This is a genomic window from Arthrobacter sp. NEB 688, from assembly GCF_013201035.1.
In the GTDB taxonomy this organism is placed as follows: Bacteria; Actinomycetota; Actinomycetes; order Actinomycetales; family Dermatophilaceae; genus Phycicoccus.
The window spans coordinates 2838881-2861331 of sequence record NZ_CP053707.1 but is presented as its reverse complement, the minus strand read 5'-3'; the positions used below and the strand labels follow the sequence as shown (position 1 = coordinate 2861331).

23 protein-coding genes are annotated in these 22451 nt (G+C 73.6%); 11 read left to right on the top strand and 12 right to left on the bottom strand.

What is annotated here, in order from left to right; all coding sequences use genetic code 11:
- Window positions 1-5: 5 nt before the first annotated feature.
- Genes pgl through tkt form a run of 6 tightly spaced genes read right to left on the bottom strand, consistent with a single transcriptional unit; the run spans window position 6 to window position 8420 of the window.
- Window positions 6-740 carry a 6-phosphogluconolactonase gene (pgl, locus tag HL663_RS13470; RefSeq protein ID WP_173028857.1) on the bottom strand — a complete coding sequence of 245 codons (735 nt, stop codon included), beginning with the start codon at window positions 738-740 and terminating at the stop codon, window positions 6-8.
- A complete protein-coding gene (opcA, locus tag HL663_RS13465; protein ID WP_173028856.1) occupies window positions 737-1873 on the bottom strand; it encodes a glucose-6-phosphate dehydrogenase assembly protein OpcA in 1137 nt (378 codons plus the stop codon). The genes pgl and opcA overlap by 4 nt, the downstream gene beginning before the upstream one ends.
- The gene (gene zwf, locus HL663_RS13460; protein ID WP_173028855.1) at window positions 1870-3414 is read right to left on the bottom strand and encodes a glucose-6-phosphate dehydrogenase; all 1545 of its coding nucleotides are present in this window, start codon (window positions 3412-3414) and stop codon (window positions 1870-1872) included. Before zwf ends, opcA begins: the two co-directional genes overlap by 4 nt.
- Window positions 3411-5024, bottom strand: a complete 1614-nt coding sequence (locus HL663_RS13455; RefSeq protein ID WP_173028854.1) for a glucose-6-phosphate isomerase — start codon at window positions 5022-5024, stop codon at window positions 3411-3413. The genes zwf and HL663_RS13455 overlap by 4 nt, the downstream gene beginning before the upstream one ends.
- A complete protein-coding gene (gene tal / locus HL663_RS13450; protein WP_173028853.1) occupies window positions 5021-6136 on the bottom strand; it encodes a transaldolase in 1116 nt (371 codons plus the stop codon). Before tal ends, HL663_RS13455 begins: the two co-directional genes overlap by 4 nt.
- Before the next feature lie 7 nt (window positions 6137-6143).
- Window positions 6144-8420 (bottom strand): transketolase, encoded by a 2277-nt coding sequence (tkt, locus tag HL663_RS13445; protein WP_502709027.1) that lies wholly within the window; start codon window positions 8418-8420, stop codon window positions 6144-6146.
- 194 nt (window positions 8421-8614) lie between these two features.
- On the opposite strand from tkt, the gene HL663_RS13440 reads away from it, so the two are divergent.
- On the top strand, window positions 8615-9544 hold the full coding sequence (locus HL663_RS13440; RefSeq protein WP_173030171.1) for a heme o synthase: 930 nt from the start codon (window positions 8615-8617) through the stop codon (window positions 9542-9544).
- On the opposite strand, the gene HL663_RS13435 is transcribed toward HL663_RS13440, so the two are convergent.
- From HL663_RS13435 to HL663_RS13415, 5 genes are all read right to left on the bottom strand, one after another.
- Window positions 9486-10802 (bottom strand): MFS transporter, encoded by a 1317-nt coding sequence (locus HL663_RS13435; protein WP_216842567.1) that lies wholly within the window; start codon window positions 10800-10802, stop codon window positions 9486-9488. The two genes, HL663_RS13440 and HL663_RS13435, sit on opposite strands and share 59 nt — an antisense overlap.
- Complete coding sequence (locus HL663_RS13430) at window positions 10799-11371, bottom strand: ArsR/SmtB family transcription factor (RefSeq protein WP_173028851.1); 573 nt, start codon at window positions 11369-11371, stop codon at window positions 10799-10801. Before HL663_RS13430 ends, HL663_RS13435 begins: the two co-directional genes overlap by 4 nt.
- A gap of 80 nt (window positions 11372-11451) precedes the next feature.
- Window positions 11452-12375: a COX15/CtaA family protein gene (locus HL663_RS13425; protein WP_216842566.1), complete on the bottom strand. Its 924-nt coding sequence runs from the start codon at window positions 12373-12375 to the stop codon at window positions 11452-11454.
- Window positions 12376-12418: 43 nt separating this feature from the next.
- A complete protein-coding gene (locus HL663_RS13420) occupies window positions 12419-13162 on the bottom strand; it encodes an ABC transporter permease (RefSeq protein ID WP_173028850.1) in 744 nt (247 codons plus the stop codon).
- Window positions 13159-13869, bottom strand: a complete 711-nt coding sequence (locus tag HL663_RS13415) for an ABC transporter ATP-binding protein (protein ID WP_173028849.1) — start codon at window positions 13867-13869, stop codon at window positions 13159-13161. Before HL663_RS13415 ends, HL663_RS13420 begins: the two co-directional genes overlap by 4 nt.
- Window positions 13870-13982: 113 nt before the next feature.
- On the opposite strand from HL663_RS13415, the gene pssA reads away from it, so the two are divergent.
- The 10 genes from pssA (at window position 13983) to HL663_RS13365 (ending at window position 22016) form a co-directional block, all read left to right on the top strand.
- Window positions 13983-14945 carry a CDP-diacylglycerol--serine O-phosphatidyltransferase gene (pssA, locus tag HL663_RS13410; RefSeq protein ID WP_173028848.1) on the top strand — a complete coding sequence of 321 codons (963 nt, stop codon included), beginning with the start codon at window positions 13983-13985 and terminating at the stop codon, window positions 14943-14945.
- A 75-nt stretch (window positions 14946-15020) separates the two neighbouring features.
- Window positions 15021-15713, top strand: coding sequence for a helix-turn-helix transcriptional regulator (locus tag HL663_RS13405; RefSeq protein WP_173028847.1), 693 nt, complete (start codon window positions 15021-15023; stop codon window positions 15711-15713).
- Complete coding sequence (sufB, locus tag HL663_RS13400) at window positions 15710-17131, top strand: Fe-S cluster assembly protein SufB (protein WP_173028846.1); 1422 nt, start codon at window positions 15710-15712, stop codon at window positions 17129-17131. Before HL663_RS13405 ends, sufB begins: the two co-directional genes overlap by 4 nt.
- The gene (gene sufD / locus HL663_RS13395; protein WP_173028845.1) at window positions 17131-18312 is read left to right on the top strand and encodes a Fe-S cluster assembly protein SufD; all 1182 of its coding nucleotides are present in this window, start codon (window positions 17131-17133) and stop codon (window positions 18310-18312) included. Before sufB ends, sufD begins: the two co-directional genes overlap by 1 nt.
- Window positions 18309-18650 (top strand): non-heme iron oxygenase ferredoxin subunit, encoded by a 342-nt coding sequence (locus HL663_RS13390; protein WP_216842565.1) that lies wholly within the window; start codon window positions 18309-18311, stop codon window positions 18648-18650. Before sufD ends, HL663_RS13390 begins: the two co-directional genes overlap by 4 nt.
- An 8-nt stretch (window positions 18651-18658) precedes the next feature.
- Window positions 18659-19423, top strand: coding sequence for a Fe-S cluster assembly ATPase SufC (gene sufC, locus HL663_RS13385; RefSeq protein ID WP_173028844.1), 765 nt, complete (start codon window positions 18659-18661; stop codon window positions 19421-19423).
- A 1-nt stretch (window position 19424) separates the two neighbouring features.
- Complete coding sequence (locus HL663_RS13380) at window positions 19425-20720, top strand: SufS family cysteine desulfurase (protein ID WP_173028843.1); 1296 nt, start codon at window positions 19425-19427, stop codon at window positions 20718-20720.
- A complete protein-coding gene (gene sufU / locus HL663_RS13375; protein ID WP_173028842.1) occupies window positions 20720-21166 on the top strand; it encodes a Fe-S cluster assembly sulfur transfer protein SufU in 447 nt (148 codons plus the stop codon). Before HL663_RS13380 ends, sufU begins: the two co-directional genes overlap by 1 nt.
- Window positions 21163-21489, top strand: a complete 327-nt coding sequence (locus HL663_RS13370; RefSeq protein ID WP_173028841.1) for a metal-sulfur cluster assembly factor — start codon at window positions 21163-21165, stop codon at window positions 21487-21489. The genes sufU and HL663_RS13370 overlap by 4 nt, the downstream gene beginning before the upstream one ends.
- A gap of 2 nt (window positions 21490-21491) precedes the next feature.
- Complete coding sequence (locus HL663_RS13365; protein ID WP_173028840.1) at window positions 21492-22016, top strand: acVLRF1 family peptidyl-tRNA hydrolase; 525 nt, start codon at window positions 21492-21494, stop codon at window positions 22014-22016.
- A 25-nt stretch (window positions 22017-22041) separates the two neighbouring features.
- Here the strand turns inward: HL663_RS13365 and HL663_RS13360 are convergent, their stop codons facing one another.
- Window positions 22042-22449 carry a PPOX class F420-dependent oxidoreductase gene (locus HL663_RS13360; protein WP_173028839.1) on the bottom strand — a complete coding sequence of 136 codons (408 nt, stop codon included), beginning with the start codon at window positions 22447-22449 and terminating at the stop codon, window positions 22042-22044.
- Between the last annotated feature and the right edge of the window lie 2 nt (window positions 22450-22451).

Sequence of the window (22451 nt, the reverse complement as noted above, 5' to 3'; positions counted from 1 at the left end):
GGCCGTCAGCCCCGGTCCAGCTCGGCCGCGGCGTCGGTGTCGACGAGCCAGAGCGTCGCCTCGCTGCCGTGGACGTGGGCGGCCGGGGTCTCCTCGAAGGGCGAGCCGGTCACCCCCCGGCGCACCGCGTCGGCCTTGTCGCCGCCGGCGACGAGGAACCACACGAGGCGCGAGCGCTCGAGGCACTCACGGGTCAGCGACACCCGGTCCGGCGGGGGCTTGGGGGAGTCGTGCACCGCGACGGCCATCGCGCCGGTGCTCGCCGCCGCCGGGTGGTGCGGGAAGAGAGAGGCGATGTGCCCGTCCGGGCCGACGCCGAGCACCATGACGTCGAACGCGCCGGCGCCGGCGGCGTGGAGGGCCTCGCCGTAGGCCGCGGCCGACTCCGCCGCCGAGGCGGAGGTGTCCGGCCCGGCGACCCGGTGGACGTGCGCCGGGTCGAGCCCGAGCGAGGCGAGCCCCGCCTCGTCGTTCTGGGTGTCGTTGCGGTCGGGGTCGCCGGCCGGCAGGTACCGCTCGTCGCCCCACCAGACGTGGACCCGGGCCCAGTCGACCGCCGCCCGCGCCGGGGTGGCGGCGAGCGAGCGGACGATCTCGGAGCCCATCGAGCCACCGGTCAGCGACACGTGGGCGACCCCGCGGGCCGCCTGCGCGTCGACGAGGGCGACGACGAGGCGGGCCGCCGAGGCGTCCGCGAGGGCCTGCTTGGACGGGTGGACGACGACGGTGCTCTCGCTCACGAGCGGCGCTCCTTGACCTCGGCGAGCTTGGCGGCCGCGGCCGCCTTGACGGTCTCGGTGTCGGCGCCGTCCTCGGGCATCGGGCGCTTCTCGACCATGGCCGAGCTGCCGGCCACGCGGGCGGCCCGGCGCAGGCGCTGGGTCGTGCGCTCGGCCTCTGCCGGCGACGGCGCCGCCCCGGCCTTGACCGCCTCGCTGGCGGTGCGCCGCGAGCTGGTCAGGGTCGGGAAGCCCTTGGTCAGCGCGTCCTCGTAGACCTCGTCGGGGTCGAGCCGGCGCAGCTCGTCCGCGAGGCACTCGGCGTCCGAGCGGTGCGGCAGCGCGAGCGTGCGGTCGGGCTGGCCGACCTGGCGCAGCATCGAGGTGCTGCCGTCCTCGGGACGGACGAGGTCGACGGTGCCGCTCTTGCGCTCGAGGCGGACCGAGATGATGCCCGAGCCGCTCTTGGAGCGGGCGAGCGACACCGGGCAGCGCAGCCGGCTGGCCAGCCACCCGGCGAGCAGCTCGCCGGACGGGCTGTCGGGCGCCGCGACGACGAGAGCCTCGGTGACCGGCTCGAACGGCGGCTGGTCGAGCGCGGCGGTGAGCAGCCCGCGCCACAGCGTGATGCGCGACCACGCGAGGTCGGTGTCGCCCGGCGCGTACGACTTCGCGAGCCGCTTGAGGACGGTCTTCGGGGCGCCCTGGGTCCGGGCCGCGTCGGTGATCCGGCGCTGGGCCATCTCGCCGATCGGGTCCTTCGAGGGGTCCTTCGGGGCCTCGGCCGGCCACCACGCGACGATCGGCGAGTCGGCGAGCAGGAGCGGGGTGACGACGGCGCGGCCGTGGCTCGCGAGCGGGCCGTAGAGCCGCAGCACGACGACCTCGGACGCGCCGGCGTCGCCGCCCACGCGGATCTGGCCGTCGAGGCGCGCGGCGCCGCGGCGGTTGCTGCCGACGACGACGATGATCCGGCAGGGGTGCTGCCGGCTCGCGTCGTTGGCGACCTCGATGGCCGCCTCGGCCTCGGCCTCGTCGACGACGACGACGAGGGTGAGGACCCGCGAGAGGGCCATCGCGCCGGTGTCGGAGCGCAGCGCCACGAGCTTGCGCGAGACCGCGGCGGTCGAGGTGTTGGGCAGGTCGACGATCACGGCAGCCTCCACTCTCGTCCGTCACGGTGCATCAGCTCGTCGGCGGAGGCCGGGCCCCAGCCGCCCGAGGCGTACTGCTCGGGGGCCTTGCCCTTGCTCGCCCAGAACTTCTCGATCGGGTCGAGGATCTGCCAGGAGAGCTCGACCTCCTCGTGCCGCGGGAAGAGCGGCGGCTCCCCGAGGAGCACGTCGAGGATGAGCCGCTCGTAGGCCTCGGGGGAGGACTCGGTGAAGGCGCGGCCGTAGCCGAAGTCCATCGTCACGTCGCGCACCTCCATCTGAGAGCCGGGCACCTTGGCACCGAAGCGCAGGGTGACGCCCTCGTCGGGCTGGACCCGGATGACGATGGCGTTCTGCCCGAGCTCCTCGGTGGCGGTGTGCGTGAACGGCAGGTGCGGCGCCTGCTTGAAGACGACCGCGATCTCCGTGACGCGCTTGCCGAGCCGCTTGCCGGTGCGCAGGTAGAACGGCACGCCGGCCCAGCGCCGGGTGTCGACCTCGAGGCGGACGGCCGCGTAGGTCTCGGTGCCCGAGCCGTCGGCGACGCCGTCCTCGTCGAGGTAGCCGACGACCTCCTCGCCGCCCTGCCACCCGCGGGCGTACTGCCCGCGCGCGGTACCGGAGGCGAGGTCCTGGGGGATGCGGACCGCCGAGAGGACCTTCTCCTTCTCGAGGCGCAGGCCCTGGGCGTCGAACGAGACCGGCTCCTCCATGGCCGTCAGGGCCATGAGCTGGAGCAGGTGGTTCTGGATGACGTCGCGCGCCGCGCCGATGCCGTCGTAGTAGCCCGCGCGACCACCGATGCCGATGTCCTCGGCCATCGTGATCTGCACGTGGTCGACGTAGTTCGCGTTCCACACCGGCTCGAACATCTGGTTCGCGAAGCGCAGCGCCAGGAGGTTCTGGACCGTCTCCTTGCCGAGGTAGTGGTCGATCCGGAAGACCGAGTCGGCCGGGAAGACGTTCTCGACGATGTCGTTGAGCTCGCGGGCCGAGGTGAGGTCGTGCCCGAACGGCTTCTCGATGACGACCCGGCGCCACGACCCGCTCTGCGGGGTCGAGAGGCCGGAGCGCTCGAGCTGCTCGCACACGGCCGCGAAGGACCCCGGGGGGATCGAGAGGTAGAACGCGTGGTTGCCGCCGGTGCCGCGCTGCTCGTCGAGCTCGGCGACCGTCTCGGCGAGGAGGTCGAACGCGGCGTCGTCGTCGAAGCTGCCCGGGACGAACCGGATGCCCTCGGCGAGCGTGCGCCACACCTCCTCGCGGAACGGGGTGCGGGCGCGCTCCTTGACCGACTCGTAGACGATCTTGCCGAAGTCCTGGTCCTCCCAGTCGCGCCGGGCGAACCCGACGAGCGAGAACCCGGGCGGCAGGAGACCACGGTTGGCGAGGTCGTAGATCGCCGGCATGAGCTTCTTGCGGGCGAGGTCGCCGGTGACGCCGAAGAGGACCATCGAGCAGGGGCCGGCGATCCGGGGCAGGCGCTTGTCGCGCGGGTCCCGGAGCGGGTTGCTCTCGGCCGTGACGCGGGCCGGGGTCATGCGCCCCGTCCCAGGGCCGCGCGAACCCGGGCCAGCCCGGTGTCGTGCTCGGTCAGGTGCAGGCGCAGCACGGGGCGGCCGTGCTCGGCGAGGACCTTCGCGTCACCGGCCGCCTGCGCGGCGATGAACTGGCCGAAGGTGAAGTCCCGCCCGGGGACCTCGAGGTCCTGCGCGGGGTCGGCCGTGACCTGCACGTAGACACCCGTCGCCGGCCCGCCCTTGTGGTACTGGCCGGTCGAGTGCAGGAACCGCGGGCCCCAGCCGAAGGTCACCGGGCGGCCGGTGCGCTCGAAGAGGTCGCGCGCGACGTGCTCGAGGTCGGCGTCGGACTCGCGGTCCAGGTAGGCCATGACGGCGACGTAGCCGTGCTCGTCGTCCAGGTCGGCGAGGAGCGCGTCGACCGCGGCGTCGACCGAGCCGGCGTCGCCGAGCCAGTCGCCGCCGAGCGTGCGGACCTCGACGGCCCCGTCGGTGAAGGCCGGCTCGTCGCCCGTGCCGATGCCGGCGTCGAGGAGCTCGCGGGCCGCGGCCTTGGCGCTCTCGACGTCGGGCTGGTCGAACGGGTTGATGCCGAGCAGGCGGCCGGCGACGGCGGTCGCGGCCTCCCACAGGAGCATCTGCGCCCCGAGGCGGCCGGCGACGGTGACGACCGAGTCGCCCGCGGCGTCGTCGTCGTCGGAGTCGGTGGCCACGAGCCGCACGACGGTGCCGTCGGCGTAGAGGTGCGCCGGCTCCGTGCCGATCGCGACGACCGGGAGGATGCCGGTGCCGTCCTTGCCGGTGGACTCGGCGATGAGCTGCTCGGCCCACGCCGGGAAGCCGACGTTCTCGGTGCCGGCGTCGACGAGGACGAGCTTGTCGCGCAGCGGCTCGGTACCGGCCATCGCGGCGCCGAGGCGCAGCGCCGGGTTCGCCTCGTCGTCGGCCGCCAGGAGGTCGGCGACGAGCTCGGCGTCGTCGAGGAGGGCCTCGACGTCGGCCCCGGCGAGACCGGACGGGACGAGCCCGAACGCGGTGAGCGCCGAGTAGCGACCGCCGACGGCGGGGTCGGCGTTGACGACGCGGAAGCCCGCCTCGCGCGCCTGACCGTCGAGCGGGCTGCCCGGGTCGGTGACGACGACCATCCGCGTCGTCGGGTCGATGCCCGCGTCGCGGTAGGCGGCCTCGAAGGCGCGTCGCTGGCTGTCGGTCTCGACGGTCGACCCGGACTTGCTGGAGACGACGACGACCGTGCGGTCGAGGTCGGTCAGCGCGCCGCGGACGACGTCGGGGTCGGAGGAGTCGAGGACGACGAGGGGCACCCCGGCCGTGCCGCAGATGACCTCCGGGGCGAGCGAGGAGCCGCCCATCCCGCAGAGGACGACGCGGTCGTAGCCCGACTCCTGCAGCTCGGACCGGATCGCGGCGATCTCGCCGACGAGCGGTCGCGAGCTGCGGGGGAGACCGGTCCAGGAGAGGCGCTTGGACGCCTCGTCCTGCGCGGCCTCGCCCCACAGGGTGTCGTCCTGCGCGAAGAGCCGGCTCGCGACGCGGTCGGCGACGAGCTGCGGGACGTGCCGCGCGACGGCGTCGGCGGCGTCCCCGGTGGCGGAGACGTCGATCGTGCTCACGCGGCGGCCTTCTCGAGCTCGCTCTGGACGCGGTCGAGGAGCTCGGCCCACGCCTTCTCGAACTTCTCGACGCCCTCGCGCTCGAGCAGGTCGACCACCTCGGAGTACGAGATGCCGAGGCGCTCGAGCGCGTCGAGGACCTCGGTGGCCTCGGCGTAGGAGCCGGTGACCGTGTCGCCGGTGACCTCGCCGTGGTCGGCGGTGGCCTGGAGCGTCTTCTCCGGCATCGTGTTGACGGTGCCGGGGGCGACGAGCTCGGTCACGTACATCGTGTCCGGGTAGGCCGGGTCCTTGACGCCGGTGGAGGCCCACAGCGGACGCTGCCGGTGGGCACCGGCGCCCTCGAGCGAGGCCCAGCGCGGGGTCGAGAAGACCTCCTCGTAGGCCTGGTAGGCCAGGCGCGCGTTGGCCAGGCCGGCCTTGCCGCGCAGGGCCTTCGCCTCGTCCGAGCCGATCGCGTCGAGACGCTGGTCGATCTCGCCGTCGACACGGCTGACGAAGAAGGACGCGACGGAGCGGATCTGCGAGAGGTCCTTGCCCTTCTCGCGCGCCTGCTCGAGACCGGTGAGGAAGGCGTTCATCACGGCCCGGTAGCGGTCGAGGCTGAAGATCAGCGTGACGTTGACCGAGATGCCCTCGGCGAGGACCTGCGAGATGGCCGGGAGGCCCTCGAGGGTCGCCGGAATCTTGATGAGGACGTTCGGCCGGTCGACCTCGGCCGCGAGGGCCTTGGCCTCGCGGACGGTCTTGGCGGTGTCGTGCGCCGAGCGCGGGTCGACCTCGATGGAGACGCGGCCGTCCTCGCCGTGGGTGTTCTCGTAGACGGGGAGCATGACGTCGCAGGCGTCGCGCACGTCACGCGTCGTCAGGGCGAAGACGGTCTCGTCGACGTCCTTCCCGGCGCGGGCGAGCTCGGCGACCTGCTCGTCGTAGGCGTGGCCCTCGGCGAGGGCGGCCTGGAAGATCGACGGGTTCGTCGTCACGCCGACGACGCCGTGGTCGTCGATGAGCTCCTGGAGGTTGCCCGAGGAGATGCGCTCCCGGGAGAGGTCGTCCAGCCAGACGGACACGCCGTTCGCGGCGAGGTCCTGGAGGGGCTTCGGTGTGGTCATGCGGCTCTCACTTCCCGGCCGAGGCCTTGCGGCTCGGCGCCTTCGTGTTGCCGGCAGCGCGGGAGGACTTCGCCCGCGGGGCGGTGTCGGTGACGGCGGGGACACCGGTGGCCGTGCGCGCTGCCTTGAGCGAGTCCTTCGCGGCCTTGGCGACCGCCTCGGGCGTGAACCCGAACTCGCGGAACAGCGTCCCGGCGTCGGCCGAGGCCCCGAAGTGCTCGAGGCTGACGCAGCGGCCGGCGTCCCCGACGAGGTCGTGCCACCCCATGGCGACACCCGCCTCGACACTGACGCGGGCCTTGACCTCGGGGGGCAGGACCTTGCTCTGGTAGGAGCGCGGCTGCTCCTCGAACCATTCCCGGCAGGGCATGGAGACCACGCGGGTCCGGGTGCCGGAGCGCTCGATGCGCTCGCGCGCCTGGAGGGCGAGGCTGACCTCGGAGCCCGTGGCGATGAGGATGACCTCGGGCGCCTCGTCGCCGTTCTTCCCGCCGTCGACGAGGACGTAGGCACCCTTGCGGACGCCGCTGGCCTTGCCGTGCGTCGTGCGGTCGATCGTCGGCAGGTTCTGGCGCGAGAGCGCGAGGCCGGCGGTGCGCCGGCGGCGGAGGATCTCGGCCCACGCCTCGGCGGTCTCGTTGGCGTCAGCCGGGCGGACGACGTCGAGCTGCGGGATGGCCCGGAGCGAGGCGATGTGCTCGACCGGCTGGTGCGTCGGGCCGTCCTCGCCGAGACCGATGGAGTCGTGCGTCCAGACGAAGGTCACCGGCAGCTGCTGGAGCGCCGCGAGCCGGACGGCGGGGCGCATGTAGTCGGAGAAGACGAGGAAGGTGCCGCCGTAGGGGCGGGTCATCCCCTCGAGCGCGATCCCGTTGAGGATCATGCCCATCCCGTTCTCGCGGATGCCGAAGTGCAGCGTGCGGCCGTACGGGCCGCCCTTCCACTCGGCGGTCTGGCGGCTCGCGGGGATGAACGAGTCGGCGCCGGCCATCGTCGTGTTGTTCGACTCGGCGAGGTCGGCCGAGCCGCCCCACAGCTCGGGGAGGACGTCGGCGAGGGCGCCGAGGACCTTGCCGGACGCGGCGCGGGTCGCGATGCCCTTCTCGTCGGCCTCGAAGACCGGCAGGGCCTTGGCGAAGTCGGCGGGGAGCTCACCAGCGACCAGCCGGTCGAGGAGGGCGGCGCGCTCGGGGTTCGCCTTGCGCCACGCCTTGTAGCCCTTGTCCCACTCGCGGTGGGCGGCCTTGCCGCGCTTCTTGACCTCGCGGGTGTGGGCGAGGACCTCGCGCTCGGCGGGGAAGGACTTCTTCGGGTCGAAGCCGAGGAGCTCCTTGGTCGCCGCGATCTCGTCGGTGCCGAGGGCCGAGCCGTGCGCCTTGCCGGTGCCGCGGGCGGAGGGGGCCGGCCAGGCGATGACGGTGTGCAGGCGCACGAGGGTGGGGCGCTTGCCCTTGCGGCTCTTCTCGAGCGCGGCGAGGAGGGCGTCGACGTCCTCGGTGTACCCGGGCGTGCCGGCGGGGTCGTCCGACTGGCGCCAGTCGACGTCGACGACGTCCCAGCCGTAGGCCTCGAAGCGCTTCGCGACGTCCTCGGTGAAGGAGATGTCGGTGTCGTCCTCGATGGAGATCTGGTTCGCGTCGTAGACGACGGTGAGGTTGGCGAGCTCCTGGTGGCCGGCGAGCGAGCAGGCCTCGGCCGACACGCCCTCCATGAGGTCGCCGTCGGAGGCGAGGACCCACACGTGGTGGTCGAAGGGGCTCTGGCCGGGCTTGGCGTCCGGGTCGAGCAGGCCGCGCTGGCGGCGCTGGGCCATCGCCATGCCGACGGCCGACGCGAGGCCGGAGCCGAGCGGGCCGGTCGTGATCTCGATACCCTTGGTGTGGTGCACCTCGGGGTGGCCCGGGGTGAGCGAGCCCCAGGTGCGCAGCGCCTTGAGGTCGGCCAGCTCGAGGCCGTAGCCCGAGAGGTAGAGCTGCACGTACTGGGTGAGCGAGGAGTGCCCGCACGACAGGACGAACCGGTCGCGGCCGAGCCACGCGGGGTCGGACGGGTCGTGGTTCATCACCTGCTGGTAGAGCAGGTAGGCCACGGGGGCGAGGCTCATCGCCGTGCCGGGGTGGCCGTTGCCCTTGTGCTGGACGGCGTCGGCGGCGAGGATGCGGGCGGTGTCGACGGCTCGGACGTCGAGGTCGGACCACTTCGCCTTGCGGGCCAGCGGCTTGGAGAGCTCGGGGGAGCGGCCGGCGACGGGGGACGCGGAACGGGGACGGGCGGTGGGGCTCAAGGGATTCCTCTCTCGCGGGGACGTGCTCATGACGTCGCCACCGGCGGTGAGGGCGCCGTGTGACGCAACTGACGTCCACCCTAGACCTGCGTGAGGGGGTCACGGCCGGGGGCGTCACGAGGTGATGTCGGGGGCGGATAGAATCGCCGAGCACGCTTCCGGCCGACCCGAAGGACGACGTGGCCACCACCCCCGTGACGACCGCTCCCGCGGCGGTCTCCGCCCGCCGCGGTCCGCGACGCGTCGGGGCCTTCGTGGCACTCACCAAGCCGCGCATCATCGAGCTCCTGCTCGTGACGACCGTGCCCGTGATGTTCCTCGCCGAGCGCGGGGTCCCGTCGCTCTGGCTCGTCGTGGCGACGCTCGCCGGCGGCATCCTCAGCGCCGGCGCCGCGAACACCTTCAACTCGGTCTACGACCGCGACATCGACCGGCTCATGCACCGCACGAGCAGCCGCCCGATGGTCACCGGCGAGGTGACCGTCCGCGAGGCGATGATCTTCGGTGGCGCCCTCACCGTGGCCTCGACGGTCTGGTTCGCGCTCGTCGTCAACCTGCTGTCGGCCGCGCTGTCGCTGCTCGCCATCGCGCTGTACGCCGTCGGCTACACGATGCTGCTCAAGCGGCGCACGTCGCAGAACATCGTGTGGGGCGGCATCGCCGGCTGCATGCCGACGCTCATCGGTTGGTCCGCGGTGACGGGCACGGTCGGCTGGCCGGCGCTCGTGCTCTTCCTCGTCATCTTCTTCTGGACGCCGCCGCACTACTGGCCGCTCTCGATGGCCTTCCGCGACGACTACGCCACGGCCGAGGTGCCGATGCTGCCCGTCGAGAAGGGCCCGGTCGTCGTCGGCCGCCAGATCGTCGCGTACTCGTGGGTCATGGTCGCGACCTCGCTCGCGCTCGTGCCGGTCGCCTCGATGGGCTGGCTCTACACGGTGGTCGCGGTGGCCTCCGGTGCGCTCTTCGTCGCCGAGGCGCACCGCCTGCTCGGCGCCGCCCGTCGCGGCGTGACCGGGCTGGCCCTCAAGCCGATGCGCCTGTTCCACTACTCGATCACGTACGTCACCGTCGTGTTCCTCGCGGTGGCCGTCGACCCGCTCGTCCACCTGCCGCTGCGCTGACCCCCGCCGGGAGGTCGCGTCCGCGCCGGTAGGGGCCGACCCACACCGAGAGCGACACGAGCGCGTGCAGCGCGGTCATCCCGACGATGGTCGGGCGCACGCCGAGCGAGGTCCCGAGCCAGCCGGCGACGAGCCCGGCCACCGGCATCGTGCCGAAGTTGAGCACCGACGACGCGGACGTGGTCCGGCCCAGGAGCGCCGGCGGCGTCCAGCGCTGGCGGAACGCCGAGCGCACGACGTTCGCGCCGACGACCCCGACCCCCACGAGGGCCACGCCGACGGGGACGAGGGCGACGGCGGCGCCGGGGGCGGCGAGGGGGACGAGCAGCGCGGTCGGACCCCCGAGCACCTGGAGGTGGCGCATCGCCCGGGCGGTGCCGACCCGGCGGGCCAGCGGTGTCGCGACGGCCGCGCCGACGAGGCCACCGACGCTGCCCGCCGCGACGAGCAGGCCCACCGTCGCCGGGGCGACGCCGAGCTCGCGCACGAGGAAGAGCACCAGCAGCGCGCCGTAGCCGGTGAGGGCGAAGTTGGAGGCCGCGCCCTGCAGGGTGAAGAAGCGCAGGTAGGGGTCGCGGGCGACGACCCGCACGCCGTCGGCGATCTCGCGGCGCAGCGGCTCGCGGGCCGGGCGCTCGGGTGCCGGCCGGAGCGTGGCGGGGTCCATCCGCCAGAGGCACAGGGCCGAGACGAGGAAGCCGACCACGTCGGCGACGACCGCCGTGGCGGCGCCGACGAGCTGCACGAGCAGGCCACCGACGCCGGGCCCGGCGACCTGCATCGCGGACTCGGTCCCGTAGAGGCGGCCGTTGGCTGTCTCGAGGTCCTCCGCGCGCACGACGCGGGGGACGAAGGCGCCGTACGCGGTCCGGAAGAAGACCGCGCACGTGCCGGAGGCCACGGACGCCGCGAGGAGGTGCGGGAGGTCGAGGACGCCGAGCAGGGCGGCGAGGGGCACCGAGCCGACGGCGACCGCGGCGACGAGGTCGGCGACGACCATGACCCGGCGCGGGTCGAGGCGGTCCACCCAGGCGCCGGCGGGCAGGCCCACGACGAGCCACGGCAGCCAGGCGGCCGCCGTCAGCAGCCCCATCCAGCCGGGTCCGGCGTCGAAGGACGTCACCGCGAGGAGCGGGACGACGACCGTCGTCGTCATCGCCCCGAGCACGCTGACGCCCTCGCCGGCCCACAGGAGCGCGAAGGTGCGGTTGTGCCGCAGGGGGAGCGGCCCGGTGGCCGTGGGGACCTCGTGCGTCACGGCCGGCACGGGAACCCCCGTGCGACGACGAGCACGGACTCGCGCTCCACGCCGTCGTCCGGCACCTCGCGGTCGGCCCACCGGCGGTAGAGGGCGAGGGTCTCCTCGGCGACCTGCTGCAGCTCGGCGGGGGAGAGGCGCAGCCAGTTCTGGTTCGCGAACGCCGCACCCTCCCACTCCGGGTCGGTGTCGCGCCGGCCGAGCCAGTCGGTGATGCGCTCGACCTGCCGGCGCAGCTGGAGCGCCTCGGCCTCCCGCGCGGCGGTCGCGGCGGCCGGGTCGTCGGCGAGGTCGACGCTGCTCCACCGGGTCCCGGCGGAGACCAGGCGCCACCACCGCTCGCGACGGTCACGGGCGAGCTCGGGGGCCTCCTCGACGAGCCCCGCCGCGGCGAGGACCTTGAGGTGGTGGCTGGCGTTGCCGACGGCCTGGCCGGTGCGGGCGGCCAGCATCGAGGCGGTGCCGGGGCCGTCGACCTTGAGCGAGTCCATCATCCGGGAGCGGAAGGGGTGGGCCAGCGCGGCGAGGGGTGCGGCGTCGCGCAGCGTGCGGATCTCGGGTCGCGTCATGCGTCGACGGTAGATCCACAACCAGCCTTGTGCAACGTCTGTTGTGCATCAGGGTGCCGGGCGTGGAGGCCCGGGGTGGGTCAGGCGGTGAGCGCCGCGTCCCGGCGACGGGCGGTGGGGGAGCCGGGCAGGAGGACGCCGCGGGCCAGGAGCAGGACCCGCGTCGCCGCGGCGACGAGCACGGCGGCGCCGAGCAGGTGCAGCGCCACGAGGGGGATGGGCAGGCCGGTCCAGTACTGCGCGAAGCCGATCGCGCCTTGCGCCAGCTCGATGACGAGCAGCGTCGTCACGGGGCCGCGCAGCGCCGTGCCGCGCGAGCCCCACCAGAGGACGACCGTCACCGCGACGAGGGCGTAGACCCCGGCGGCGTGCACGTGGCTCCAGAGCTCCGGGTCGAGGCCGTTGCGGGGGGCGTCGGCGTCGCCGGCGTGCGGGCCGCTGCCCGTGACGACCGTGCCGAGGTAGACGACGACCCAGACGAGGACCTGCATGAGCAGGGTGGCCCGGCGCAGGCCGAGCGCGGCCGGGGTGCCGAGCCGGTCGGTGACCCGCAGGAGGAGCCACACCGACCCCGCGACGAGGAGCAGCGAGAGGAGGAGGTGGATCGCGACGATCCACGGGTTGAGCTGCGTGAGGACGGTGATCCCGCCGACCACGCCCTGGAACGGGATGCCGAACGCCAGGAGGAAGGCGTGCAGGCGCAGCGACCGGCTCGTGCGGCTCCACCGCCAGACGGCGACGAGCGTGAGCACCGCGACGGCGATGAGCACGTAGGTGAGCAGCCGGTTGCCGAACTCGATGACGCCGTGCGCGCCGAGCTCGCGGTGCGGCACGAACGAGGCGTCGGTGCAGCGCGGCCACGTGGGGCAGCCGAGGCCCGAGCCGGTGAGGCGCACGAGCGCGCCGGTGACGATGATCACGGTGTTCGCCACGAGGCTCGCCCAGGCCCAGCGACGGACCGTCCGGGTCGAGACCTCGCCGGTGACGAGGGGGATGGAGCTCACGCCCCCGATGCTACGACGGGGCGTCGTGGCCGACCGAACCCGCTCAGCCCGACCAGCGGAACCAGCGGACCGCGGCGGCCCCGGCGGCGCCGCCCCAGACGACGAGGACCGCCCACTGCGCCCACGGCCAGGTGCCGTCGACGAGGGTGAGGCGCGTCGCGTCGCCGAGCGCCCCGGACGGCAGCGCCGCGGCCACGGTCGCCAGCGCGCCGGGCAGCCGGTCGGTCGGGACGAGGACGCCGAGCCCGAGGAGGACGACCCACGCGAGGTTGGCCAGCGCGAGGACGGCCTCGGCCCGGACGGTGCCGGCGAGCAGGAGGGCGAGCGCGACGAAGGCCGCGGTGCCGAGCAGGAGGGTGACCAGGCCGGGCAGCAGCCCGCCCGCCGGCGGACGCCAGCCGAGCGCGAGCCCGAGCCCGCCGAGCACCACGACCTGCACGGCGAGGACGGTGAGGACCGCGAGCGCCTTGCCGGCCAGCAGCCCGCCGCGGCCGAGCGGGGTGGTGCCGAGCATCCGCAGGACGCCCGAGCGTCGGTCGAAGCCGGTCGAGATGGCCTGGCCGGTGAACGCCGTCGAGACGACCGCGAGGGCGAGCGCCCCGGCCGCCGCGAGGTCGACCCGGCGGCCCGGCCCGAGGTCGGGCACCGACGCGAGGGCCAGCCCGACGAGGGCGAGCGCGGGCAGGACGACCGAGACGAGCAGCTGCTCGCCGTTGGCCAGCAGCACCCGGCTCTCGAAGCGGGCCTGGGCGAGCACCCGGCCGCGGGTCGGGGTCGGGGCGCTCACGAGGCCTCCCGGCGGGTCAGGGCGAAGTAGACGTCCTCGAGCGAGCGGTCGCCGCGCACCTGCGCCAGCGGCCCGTCGGCGACGACCCGCCCGCCGGCCATGACGACGACGTCGTCGGCGAGACGCTCGGCCTCCTCGAAGGAGTGGGTCGTGACGACGACGCAGACCCCGCGGTCGGCCTCGGCGCGCACGAGGTCCCAGACGTCGAGGCGCGCGTGGGGGTCGAGGCCGGCGGTCGGCTCGTCGAGGAAGAGGACCTCGGGCCGTCCGACGAGGGCGGCCGCGAGGGCCACCCGCTGGCGCTGCCCGCCGGACATCCGGCGCACGGTCGTGCGGGCGAAGTCGTGGAGGCCGAGCCGCTCGGCCAGCTCGTCGACCGGCAGCGGCTCGCGGTGCAGGGCGGCGAGGTGGCGCAGGAGGGGCAGGGGCCGCACCGTCGTCGGCAGGCCGCCGTCCTGGAGCATCACCCCGACCGCGGCGCGGTGGGCCGCGTCGGCGTGCCAGGGGTCGGCGCCGAGGACGCGGACCTCGCCGGCGTCGGGGCGCTGGAGGCCCTCGAGGCACTCGACGGTCGTCGTCTTGCCGGCGCCGTTGGGGCCGAGGAGGGCCGTGACGCGCCCGGCGGACGCGGACCAGGAGGCCCCGTCGACCGCGGTCGTCGCGCGGAACACGCGCCGCAGCTCACGCACGAGGACAGCGGCCACCATGCCCGGCATCCTAGGGTGGGGCGCATGCCACGCATCGACCGGGAGGCCGGGCCCACGCCCTCGCGCACCGAGACCACCGGCCCGGACGCGGGCGCCGTGCGCGAGGGGGAGCGATGAGCAGCGAGGGTCCCGACACCACCACCGGCCGCCGGCGCATCCTCGACCGGTGGCGGCTCGTCTCGCCGACCGGCGCCCGCGTCGTCTCGCTGCGCCAGCTGCCCAAGCGCGAGCGGGCCCGCCTGCTCGCCCCGAGCACCTTCACGACGCTCAACATGGTGAGCGGCTTCTCGTCGGTGCTCCTCGCCTTCCGGGGCCACTTCACGCTCGCGGCCGTCCTCATCGCGTTCTCCATCGTCATGGACATCGCCGACGGCTTCGTCGCCCGCCTCGTCGGGGCGACCTCGCCGTTCGGTCTCCAGCTGGACTCGCTCGCCGACCTCATCTCCTTCGGCGTCGCCCCCGCGGTGCTCGTGCACACGTGGGCCCTGAGCGACTGGCCGGTGCTCGCGTGGCTCGTCGCCTTCCTCTGGCTCTCGTGCGCGGCCTTCCGCCTGGCCCGCTTCAACGTGACCATCGACCCCGCCGCCGACAAGCGCTACTTCGTCGGCCTGCCGTCGCCGGGTGCGGCGAGCGTCGTCATCGCGACGATCTTCGCGCTCGACTCGCCCTTCTTCGGTCCGGGCACCGGCCCGTGGCAGGCGTGGTTCCCGCTGCTGGTCAGCGTGGTCCCGGCCTTCCTCATGGTCATGACCATCCGGTTCCGGTCCTTCCGCAACCTGCTCCAGCCGACGACCCCGCGGGCGCGGCTCACCACCGGCCTCGTCGCCCTCGCGATCGTCGCCGGCCTCGTGCTCGCCCCGGGCCTCACAGGCATCGTCGTCGCCTACGGCTACGTCCTCACGGCGCCGCTCGGCGTGCTCACCGCCCCGCTGCGCGAGCGGGTGCTCGGGTCCGAGTCGGTCGCGCCGCCCCGGCGCCGGATGCAGTCGGTCTTCCTCCCCATCGAGGGCGACGACGAGCTCGACGGACCCGACGGCGACGACGCCTGCGACGAGCCGGGACCGGCCCGCGCCTGACCCCGCGCCGCGACCCGTCGAGGGTTAGGCGACCCTTCCTTGGACGTCGTCGCGGCATTTACCTAACATGGGTGTGTGGTTAATGCCGCAGCCTCCGTCGACGAGTCGCGCACGCGCGACCGGCTGCTGCGTGTCGTGAGCCAGGAGGGCCCGGTGAGCATCACCGCCCTCGTCGACCGGCTCGGCCTCACCGAGACGGCCGTGCGCCGCCACGTCGACAACCTCCACGCCGAGGGCCTCGTCCTCGCCCGCGACGCCGCCGGCCCCCGCCGGCGCGGCCGCCCGGCGAAGGAGTGGGTCCTCACGGACGCGGGCCACCGCGCCCTCGCGTCCGACTACGACGACCTCGCCGGCGAGGCGCTGCGCTTCCTGCGCCGCACCGGCGGCGAGAGCGCGGTCCAGGCCTTCGCCGAGGAGCGCGTCGCCCACCTCGAGGCCCGGCTCGCCGGCCGCCTCGAGCACGCCGGGGACGACGCGCGCTCGCGCGCCGACGCCCTCGTCGACGCCCTCAACACCGAGGGCTACTCGGCCTCCGCCCGCCCGGTGGGAACACCCGGCGGCCCGGCGGCCTTGACCGGGGTGCAGCTGTGCCAGGGTCACTGCCCGGTCCAGCACGTCGCGACCGAGTTCCCCGAGCTGTGCGAGGCCGAGACCGAGGCGTTCTCCCGCCTCCTCGGCGTCCACGTCCAACGCCTGGCGACCCTCGCCCACGGCGACCACGTCTGCACCACGTTCGTCCCGACCCCTACCGAGAGGCCATCGCGATGACGAGCCACATCGAAGAGCTCAACCCGGGTCTGAAGGACCTCGGCACCTACGAGTACGGCTGGGCCGACAGCGACACCGCCGGCTCCACCGCGCGCCGCGGGCTCTCGGAGGAGGTCGTCGCCGACATCTCCGGGCGCAAGAGCGAGCCGCAGTGGATGCTCGACCTGCGGATGAAGTCCCTGCGCCTGTTCGACAAGAAGCCGATGCCCAGCTGGGGCAGCGACCTCACCGGCATCGACTTCCAGAACATCAAGTACTTCGTGAAGTCCACCGAGAAGCAGGCGACCTCCTGGGAGGACCTGCCCGAGGACATCAAGAACACCTACGACAAGCTCGGCATCCCCGAGGCCGAGAAGCAGCGCCTCGTCGCCGGCGTCGCGGCCCAGTACGAGTCGGAGGTCGTCTACCACCAGATCCGCGAGGACCTGGAGGAGAAGGGCGTCATCTTCGTCGACACCGACACCGGCCTGCGCGAGCACGAGGACCTCTTCCGCGAGTACTTCGCCTCGGTCATCCCGGCCGGCGACAACAAGTTCGCGGCGCTCAACACCGCCGTGTGGTCGGGCGGCTCGTTCATCTACGTCCCGCCGGGCGTCCACGTCGACATCCCGCTCCAGGCCTACTTCCGCATCAACACCGAGAACATGGGCCAGTTCGAGCGGACGCTGATCATCGCCGACGAGGGCTCGTACGTGCACTACGTCGAGGGCTGCACCGCGCCGATCTACAAGAGCGACTCGCTGCACTCCGCGGTCGTCGAGATCATCGTCAAGAAGAACGCCCGCGTCCGGTACACGACCATCCAGAACTGGTCGAACAACGTCTACAACCTCGTCACCAAGCGCGCCACGTGCGCCGAGGGCGCGACGATGGAGTGGATCGACGGCAACATCGGCTCCAAGGTGACGATGAAGTACCCGGCCGTCTTCCTCCTCGGCGAGCACGCCCGGGGCGAGACCCTCTCCATCGCCTTCGCCGGCGAGGGCCAGCACCAGGACGCCGGCTCGAAGATGGTCCACGCGGCCCCGAACACCAGCAGCTCGATCGTCTCCAAGTCCGTCGCCCGGGGTGGCGGCCGCACCTCGTACCGCGGCCTCGTCCAGATCATGGAGGGCGCCACCGGGTCCAGGAGCTCGGTCGTCTGCGACGCGCTGCTCGTCGACACGATCAGCCGCTCCGACACCTACCCCTACGTCGACATCCGCGAGGACGACGTCCAGATGGGCCACGAGGCGACCGTCTCGAAGGTCTCCGAGGACCAGCTGTTCTACCTCATGTCCCGCGGCATGTCCGAGGAGGAGGCGATGGCGATGATCGTGCGCGGCTTCGTCGAGCCGATCGCCAAGGAGCTCCCCATGGAGTACGCCCTCGAGCTGAACCGCCTCATCGAGCTGCAGATGGAAGGAGCAGTCGGCTGATGCCGTTGCTGACCCCCCAGCGCCCCACCGAGGGCGCCCACACCGACAGCGTCGCGACGATGGTCCCGGACCAGTCGCGCGCCGAGCGCACCGCGTCCTTCGACGTCGACGCCTTCCCCGTGCCGCACGGCCGGGAGGAGGAGTGGCGCTTCACGCCCGTCGACCGGCTCGGCGCCTTCTTCCGCGACGAGGCCACCGGCGAGTGCCTCGCGTGGGAGGAGAGCCTGCCCGAGGGCGTCACCGTCTCGACCCTCCCGGTCGCCGACTGGCAGGCCCTCGGCGTCCCGGCGCCGCAGGACCGCGCGGCCGCCGTCGCCGCCGCCCACAGCGGTGGCGTGGCGCTCGTCGACGTCCCGGCCGAGGCCGAGCCCACCGAACCGGTCCGGCTGCGCCTGACCGGTGGCGAGCAGGGCCTCGTCCACGGGCACGTCACCGTCCGCGTCGGCCGCTTCGCGAAGGTCACCGTGCTGCTCGAGCACCACGGCACGGCCGACTACTCCGAGGTCCTCACCGTCCTCGCCGGCGACGGCTCCGACGTCACGCTCGTCTCCGTCCAGGAGTGGGACGACGCCTCGCACCACCTCGGCCAGCACGACGTCGTCGTCGGCCGCGACGCCCGCGTCCGGCACATCGCCGTGACGCTCGGCGGCGGGGTCGTCCGCCTCAACACGAACGCCACCTACGCCGGCCCCGGCGGGTCGTTCGAGGGCCTCGGCGTCTACTTCGCCGACGCCGGCCAGCACCTCGAGCACCGGCTCTTCGTCGACCACGAGGCGGCGCACTGCCGCAGCAACGTCGAGTACAAGGGCGCGCTCCAGGGCGAGACCGCGCGGACCGTCTGGGTCGGCGACGTCCTCATCCGCGCCGCCGCCGAGGGCACCGACACCTACGAGCTCAACCGCAACCTGCTGCTCACCGACGGCGCCCGCGCCGACTCCGTCCCGAACCTCGAGATCGAGACCGGTGAGATCGAGGGGGCCGGGCACGCCTCGGCCACCGGCCGGTTCGACGACGAGCAGCTGTTCTACCTGATGGCCCGCGGCATCCCCGAGGACGAGGCCCGTCGCCTCGTCGTGCGCGGGTTCTTCGCGAGCGTCGTCGGCCGCATCGGCGTGCCCGAGGTGCAGGAGCGCCTCATGGTCGCCATCGAGCGCGAGCTCGCCGGGGAGGCCGCCGCGTGAGCGAGCAGCTGACCGCGGAGGGCTTCGTCCACGTCTGCCGGCTCGACGAGCTGCCGGCCGTCGGGGCCGCCCTCGCCGAGATCGAGGGGCGCCGCGTCTCGATCGTCCGCACGGAGGACGGCACCGTCCACTGCGTCGACGACACGTGCAGCCACGCCAACGTCTCGCTCTCCGAGGGCGAGCTCGACGGCTGCACGCTCGAGTGCTGGCTCCACGGCTCGCGCTTCGACCTGCGCACCGGCGAGCCCACCGGCCCGCCCGCCATCACCCCCATCGCCGTCCACACCGTCCGCACCGAGGGTGACGACGTCTTCGTCGCCCTGTCCGAGGAGCTCTGACCACACGTATGTCCACCCTTGAGATCAAGGACCTGCACGTCACCGTCGAGACCGAGCAGGGCACCAAGGAGATCCTCCGCGGTGTCACGCTCACCATCGAGTCCGGCCAGACCCACGCGATCATGGGCCCCAACGGCTCGGGCAAGTCGACCCTCGCCTACTCGATCGCCGGCCACCCGAAGTACACCGTCACCTCGGGCACCGTCACGCTCGACGGCGAGGACGTCCTCGCGATGAGCGTCGACGAGCGCGCCCGCGCCGGCGTCTTCCTCGCGATGCAGTACCCCGTCGAGGTCCCCGGCGTCACCGTGTCGAACTTCCTGCGCACCGCGAAGACAGCCGTGTCGGGCGAGGCCCCGAAGCTGCGCACCTGGGTCAAGGACGTCAAGGAGGCCATGGGCAACCTGCGCATGGACCCCGTGTTCGCCGAGCGCAACGTCAACGAGGGCTTCTCCGGCGGTGAGAAGAAGCGCCACGAGATCCTCCAGATGGAGCTCCTCCAGCCGAAGTTCGCCGTCCTCGACGAGACCGACTCCGGCCTCGACGTCGACGCGCTGCGCATCGTCTCCGAGGGCGTCAACCGCGCCAAGGAGACCACCGGCGCCGGCGTCCTGCTCATCACGCACTACACCCGCATCCTGCGCTACATCCAGCCGGACTTCGTCCACGTCTTCGTCGACGGCCGGATCGCCGAGCAGGGTGGCCCGGAGCTCGCCGAGCGCCTCGAGTCCGAGGGCTACGACCGCTTCCTCCCGGCGACCACCGAGGCCTGAGATGGCCGCCGCCCCCTTCACCGACGAGGAGCTGGCCCGCCTGCGGGCCGACTTCCCGATCCTGTCGCGCACCGTGCGCGGGGGGCACCCGCTGGTCTACCTCGACTCCGGGGCCACCTCGCACAAGCCGACCGCGGTCCTCGACGCGGAGCGGCACTTCTACGAGCACACGAACGCCGCCGTGCACCGCGGGGCGCACCAGCTCTCCGAGGAGGGCACGGACGCCTACGAGTCGGCCCGCGAGACCATCGCCCGCTTCATCGGGGCACGGGCCGCCGAGGTCGTCTTCACCCGCAACGCCACCGAGGCGCTCAACCTCGTCGCCTACGCCTTCACCAACGGCACGCACGGCGGCGGGGGTGGCCACGGCGACCGGTTCGCGCTGCGTCCCGGTGACGAGGTCCTCGTCACCGAGATGGAGCACCACGCGAACCTCATCCCGTGGCAGGAGGCCTGCCGGCGCACCGGCGCCACGCTGCGCTGGGTGCCGGTGACCCCCGACGGTCGCCTCGACCTCACCGACCTCGACTCGCTCCTCACCGAGCGGACGAAGGTCTTCGCGTTCACCCACGTCTCGAACGTCCTCGGCACGGTCAACCCCGTGCGCGAGCTCGCCGAGCGCGCGCACGCCGTCGGGGCCCTCGCGGTCCTCGACGCGTGCCAGTCGGTGCCGCACCTGCCCATCGACGTCGCCGACCTGGGCGTCGACCTGCTCGCCTACTCGGGCCACAAGATGTTCGGCCCGCTCGGCGTCGGGGTCCTCTGGGGTCGCCCGGAGCTCCTCGACGAGATGCCGGTCTTCCTCACCGGCGGCTCGATGATCGAGACCGTGACGATGGAGTCCGCCACCTACGCACCGGTGCCGCAGAAGTTCGAGGCCGGGGTGCCCGTCGCGGCCCAGGCCGTCGGGCTCGCCGCCGCGTGCGACTACCTCACCGCGCTCGGGATGGACCGTGTCCACGCCCACGAGCAGATGCTCACCGAGCGCCTGCTGCGCGGGCTGGCCGAGCGCCCGTGGGTCACCGTCCTCGGGCCGGCGGACCTGCGCGAGCGCGGCGGGGCCGTCGCGTTCGCCGTCGACGGCGTGCACCCGCACGACGTCGGCCAGGTGCTCGACGACCGCGGCGTCGAGGTGCGCGTGGGCCACCACTGCGCGTGGCCGCTGCACCGCACGCTCCGCGTGCCCGCGAGCACCCGGGCGAGCTTCGCCGCCTACACCACCCCCGGCGAGGTCGACGCGCTCCTCGAGGCGCTCGACCGCGTGCCGGCGATCTTCGGCACGGAGGTGCCCGCCTGATGGACCTCTACCAGGAGCTCATCCTCGACCACTCGAAGAAGCCCGTGAACCACGGGCTGCGCGAGCCGTTCGAGGGAGAGAGCCACCAGGTCAACCCGACCTGTGGCGACGAGGTGACCCTGCGGGTCCACCTCGTCGGCCACGGGCCGGACGCCGTCGTCGAGGACGTCTCGTACGACTCGATGGGCTGCTCGATCAGCGTCGCCTCGGCGTCGATCCTCGCCGAGGAGCTGACCGGCGGCACCGTCGCCCACGCCCGCGACACCTACGAGGCGATGCGGACGATGCTCACGAGCAAGGGCGAGGACCCCGGTGACGAGGACGTCATCGGCGACGGCGTCGCCCTGTCCGGCGTCTCGAAGTACCCCGCCCGCGTCAAGTGCGCCCTGCTGTCCTGGGCCGCGTTCACCGATGCCCTGTACAAGGCCGAAGGAGCCACGCAGTGACCGACACCGCCACCCCCGCCAACGTCGCGGACGTCGAGGAGGCCCTGCGCGACGTCGTCGACCCCGAGCTCGGGATCAACGTCGTCGACCTCGGCCTCGTCTACGGGATCACCGTCGACGGCCAGAACCACGCCGTCATCGACATGACCCTCACCTCGGCGGCCTGCCCGCTGACCGACGTCATCGAGGACCAGACGGCCGCCTCGCTCGAGGGCCTCGTCTCGTCCTACCGCGTCAACTGGGTCTGGATGCCGCCGTGGGGCCCGGACAAGATCACCGACGACGGCCGCGAGCAGCTGCGCGCCCTGGGCTTCAACATCTGAGCGTGACCACACGCGTCGTCGAGGTCGCGCCCGGGCGGTACGACCGCTGGCGGGCGCGCTTCGACGAGAACAACGGCGCCGACGGCCCCCAGCGGGTCGTCGGCGTCGACCGTCTCGACGCCGACCCGCTCGCGCTGCTCCTCGTGCGCCGTGGTGGCTACGCCGTCGGGACGGCGGTGGGGGAGAGGCTGACCACCCACAAGGTCGGGACCCGTTACGTCCAGTCGCGCACCGCGGCGGGCGGCTGGAGCCAGCAGCGCTTCGCCCGTCGGCGGGCCAACCAGGCCGACGAGCTGGTCGGGGCCGTCACCGAGCACGCCGTCCGGCTGCTCGCCGGGTCCGGTGCCGCGGCGCTCGTCCTCGGCGGCGACCGGGCGCTGGCCGAGGCCGTCCTCGAGGACCCCCGCCTGCGCGGGCTCCTGGGCCTGCCGCGCCGCGAGCTCTACGACCTCCCGGACCCGCGCCTCGCGGTCCTGGAGACCGCCCTCGAGCGCGCGCGGGCCGTCCGCGTCACCATCGAGGAGTAGCGGGCAGTCGGTCGTCCGGGGCGCCTCAGACGGCGGCGTCGGTCGGGGTGATGCGCAGGACGACCCGGTCGGTGTGGCCGCGCCGCACGATCCGCTCGATCCCCATGACGAGGCGGAACTGGAACCCGTAGGCGGCCCGCAGGACGTCGTGGGCCCGGGCGACGCCCGCGGCGTCCTCGACGAGCTCGGCCCGACCGGTGGCGACCGGTGCGTCGGGCTCGACCGCGCCGCGGCGCGAGCAGGGACGCAGCTCGACCCGGGGGTCGCGGCGCAGCCGCTTGACCTTGCCGCTCCCCGTCGGTGTCGTCACCAGGAGCGACCCGTCGGCGTCCGGGGTCACCCACACCGGGGTCGCGACGGGGGCGCCGGTGCGGCGGAAGGTGGTGAGCGAGACGAAGTCCGCCTCGCCGACGGTGGTCCAGGCGTCGGTCATCG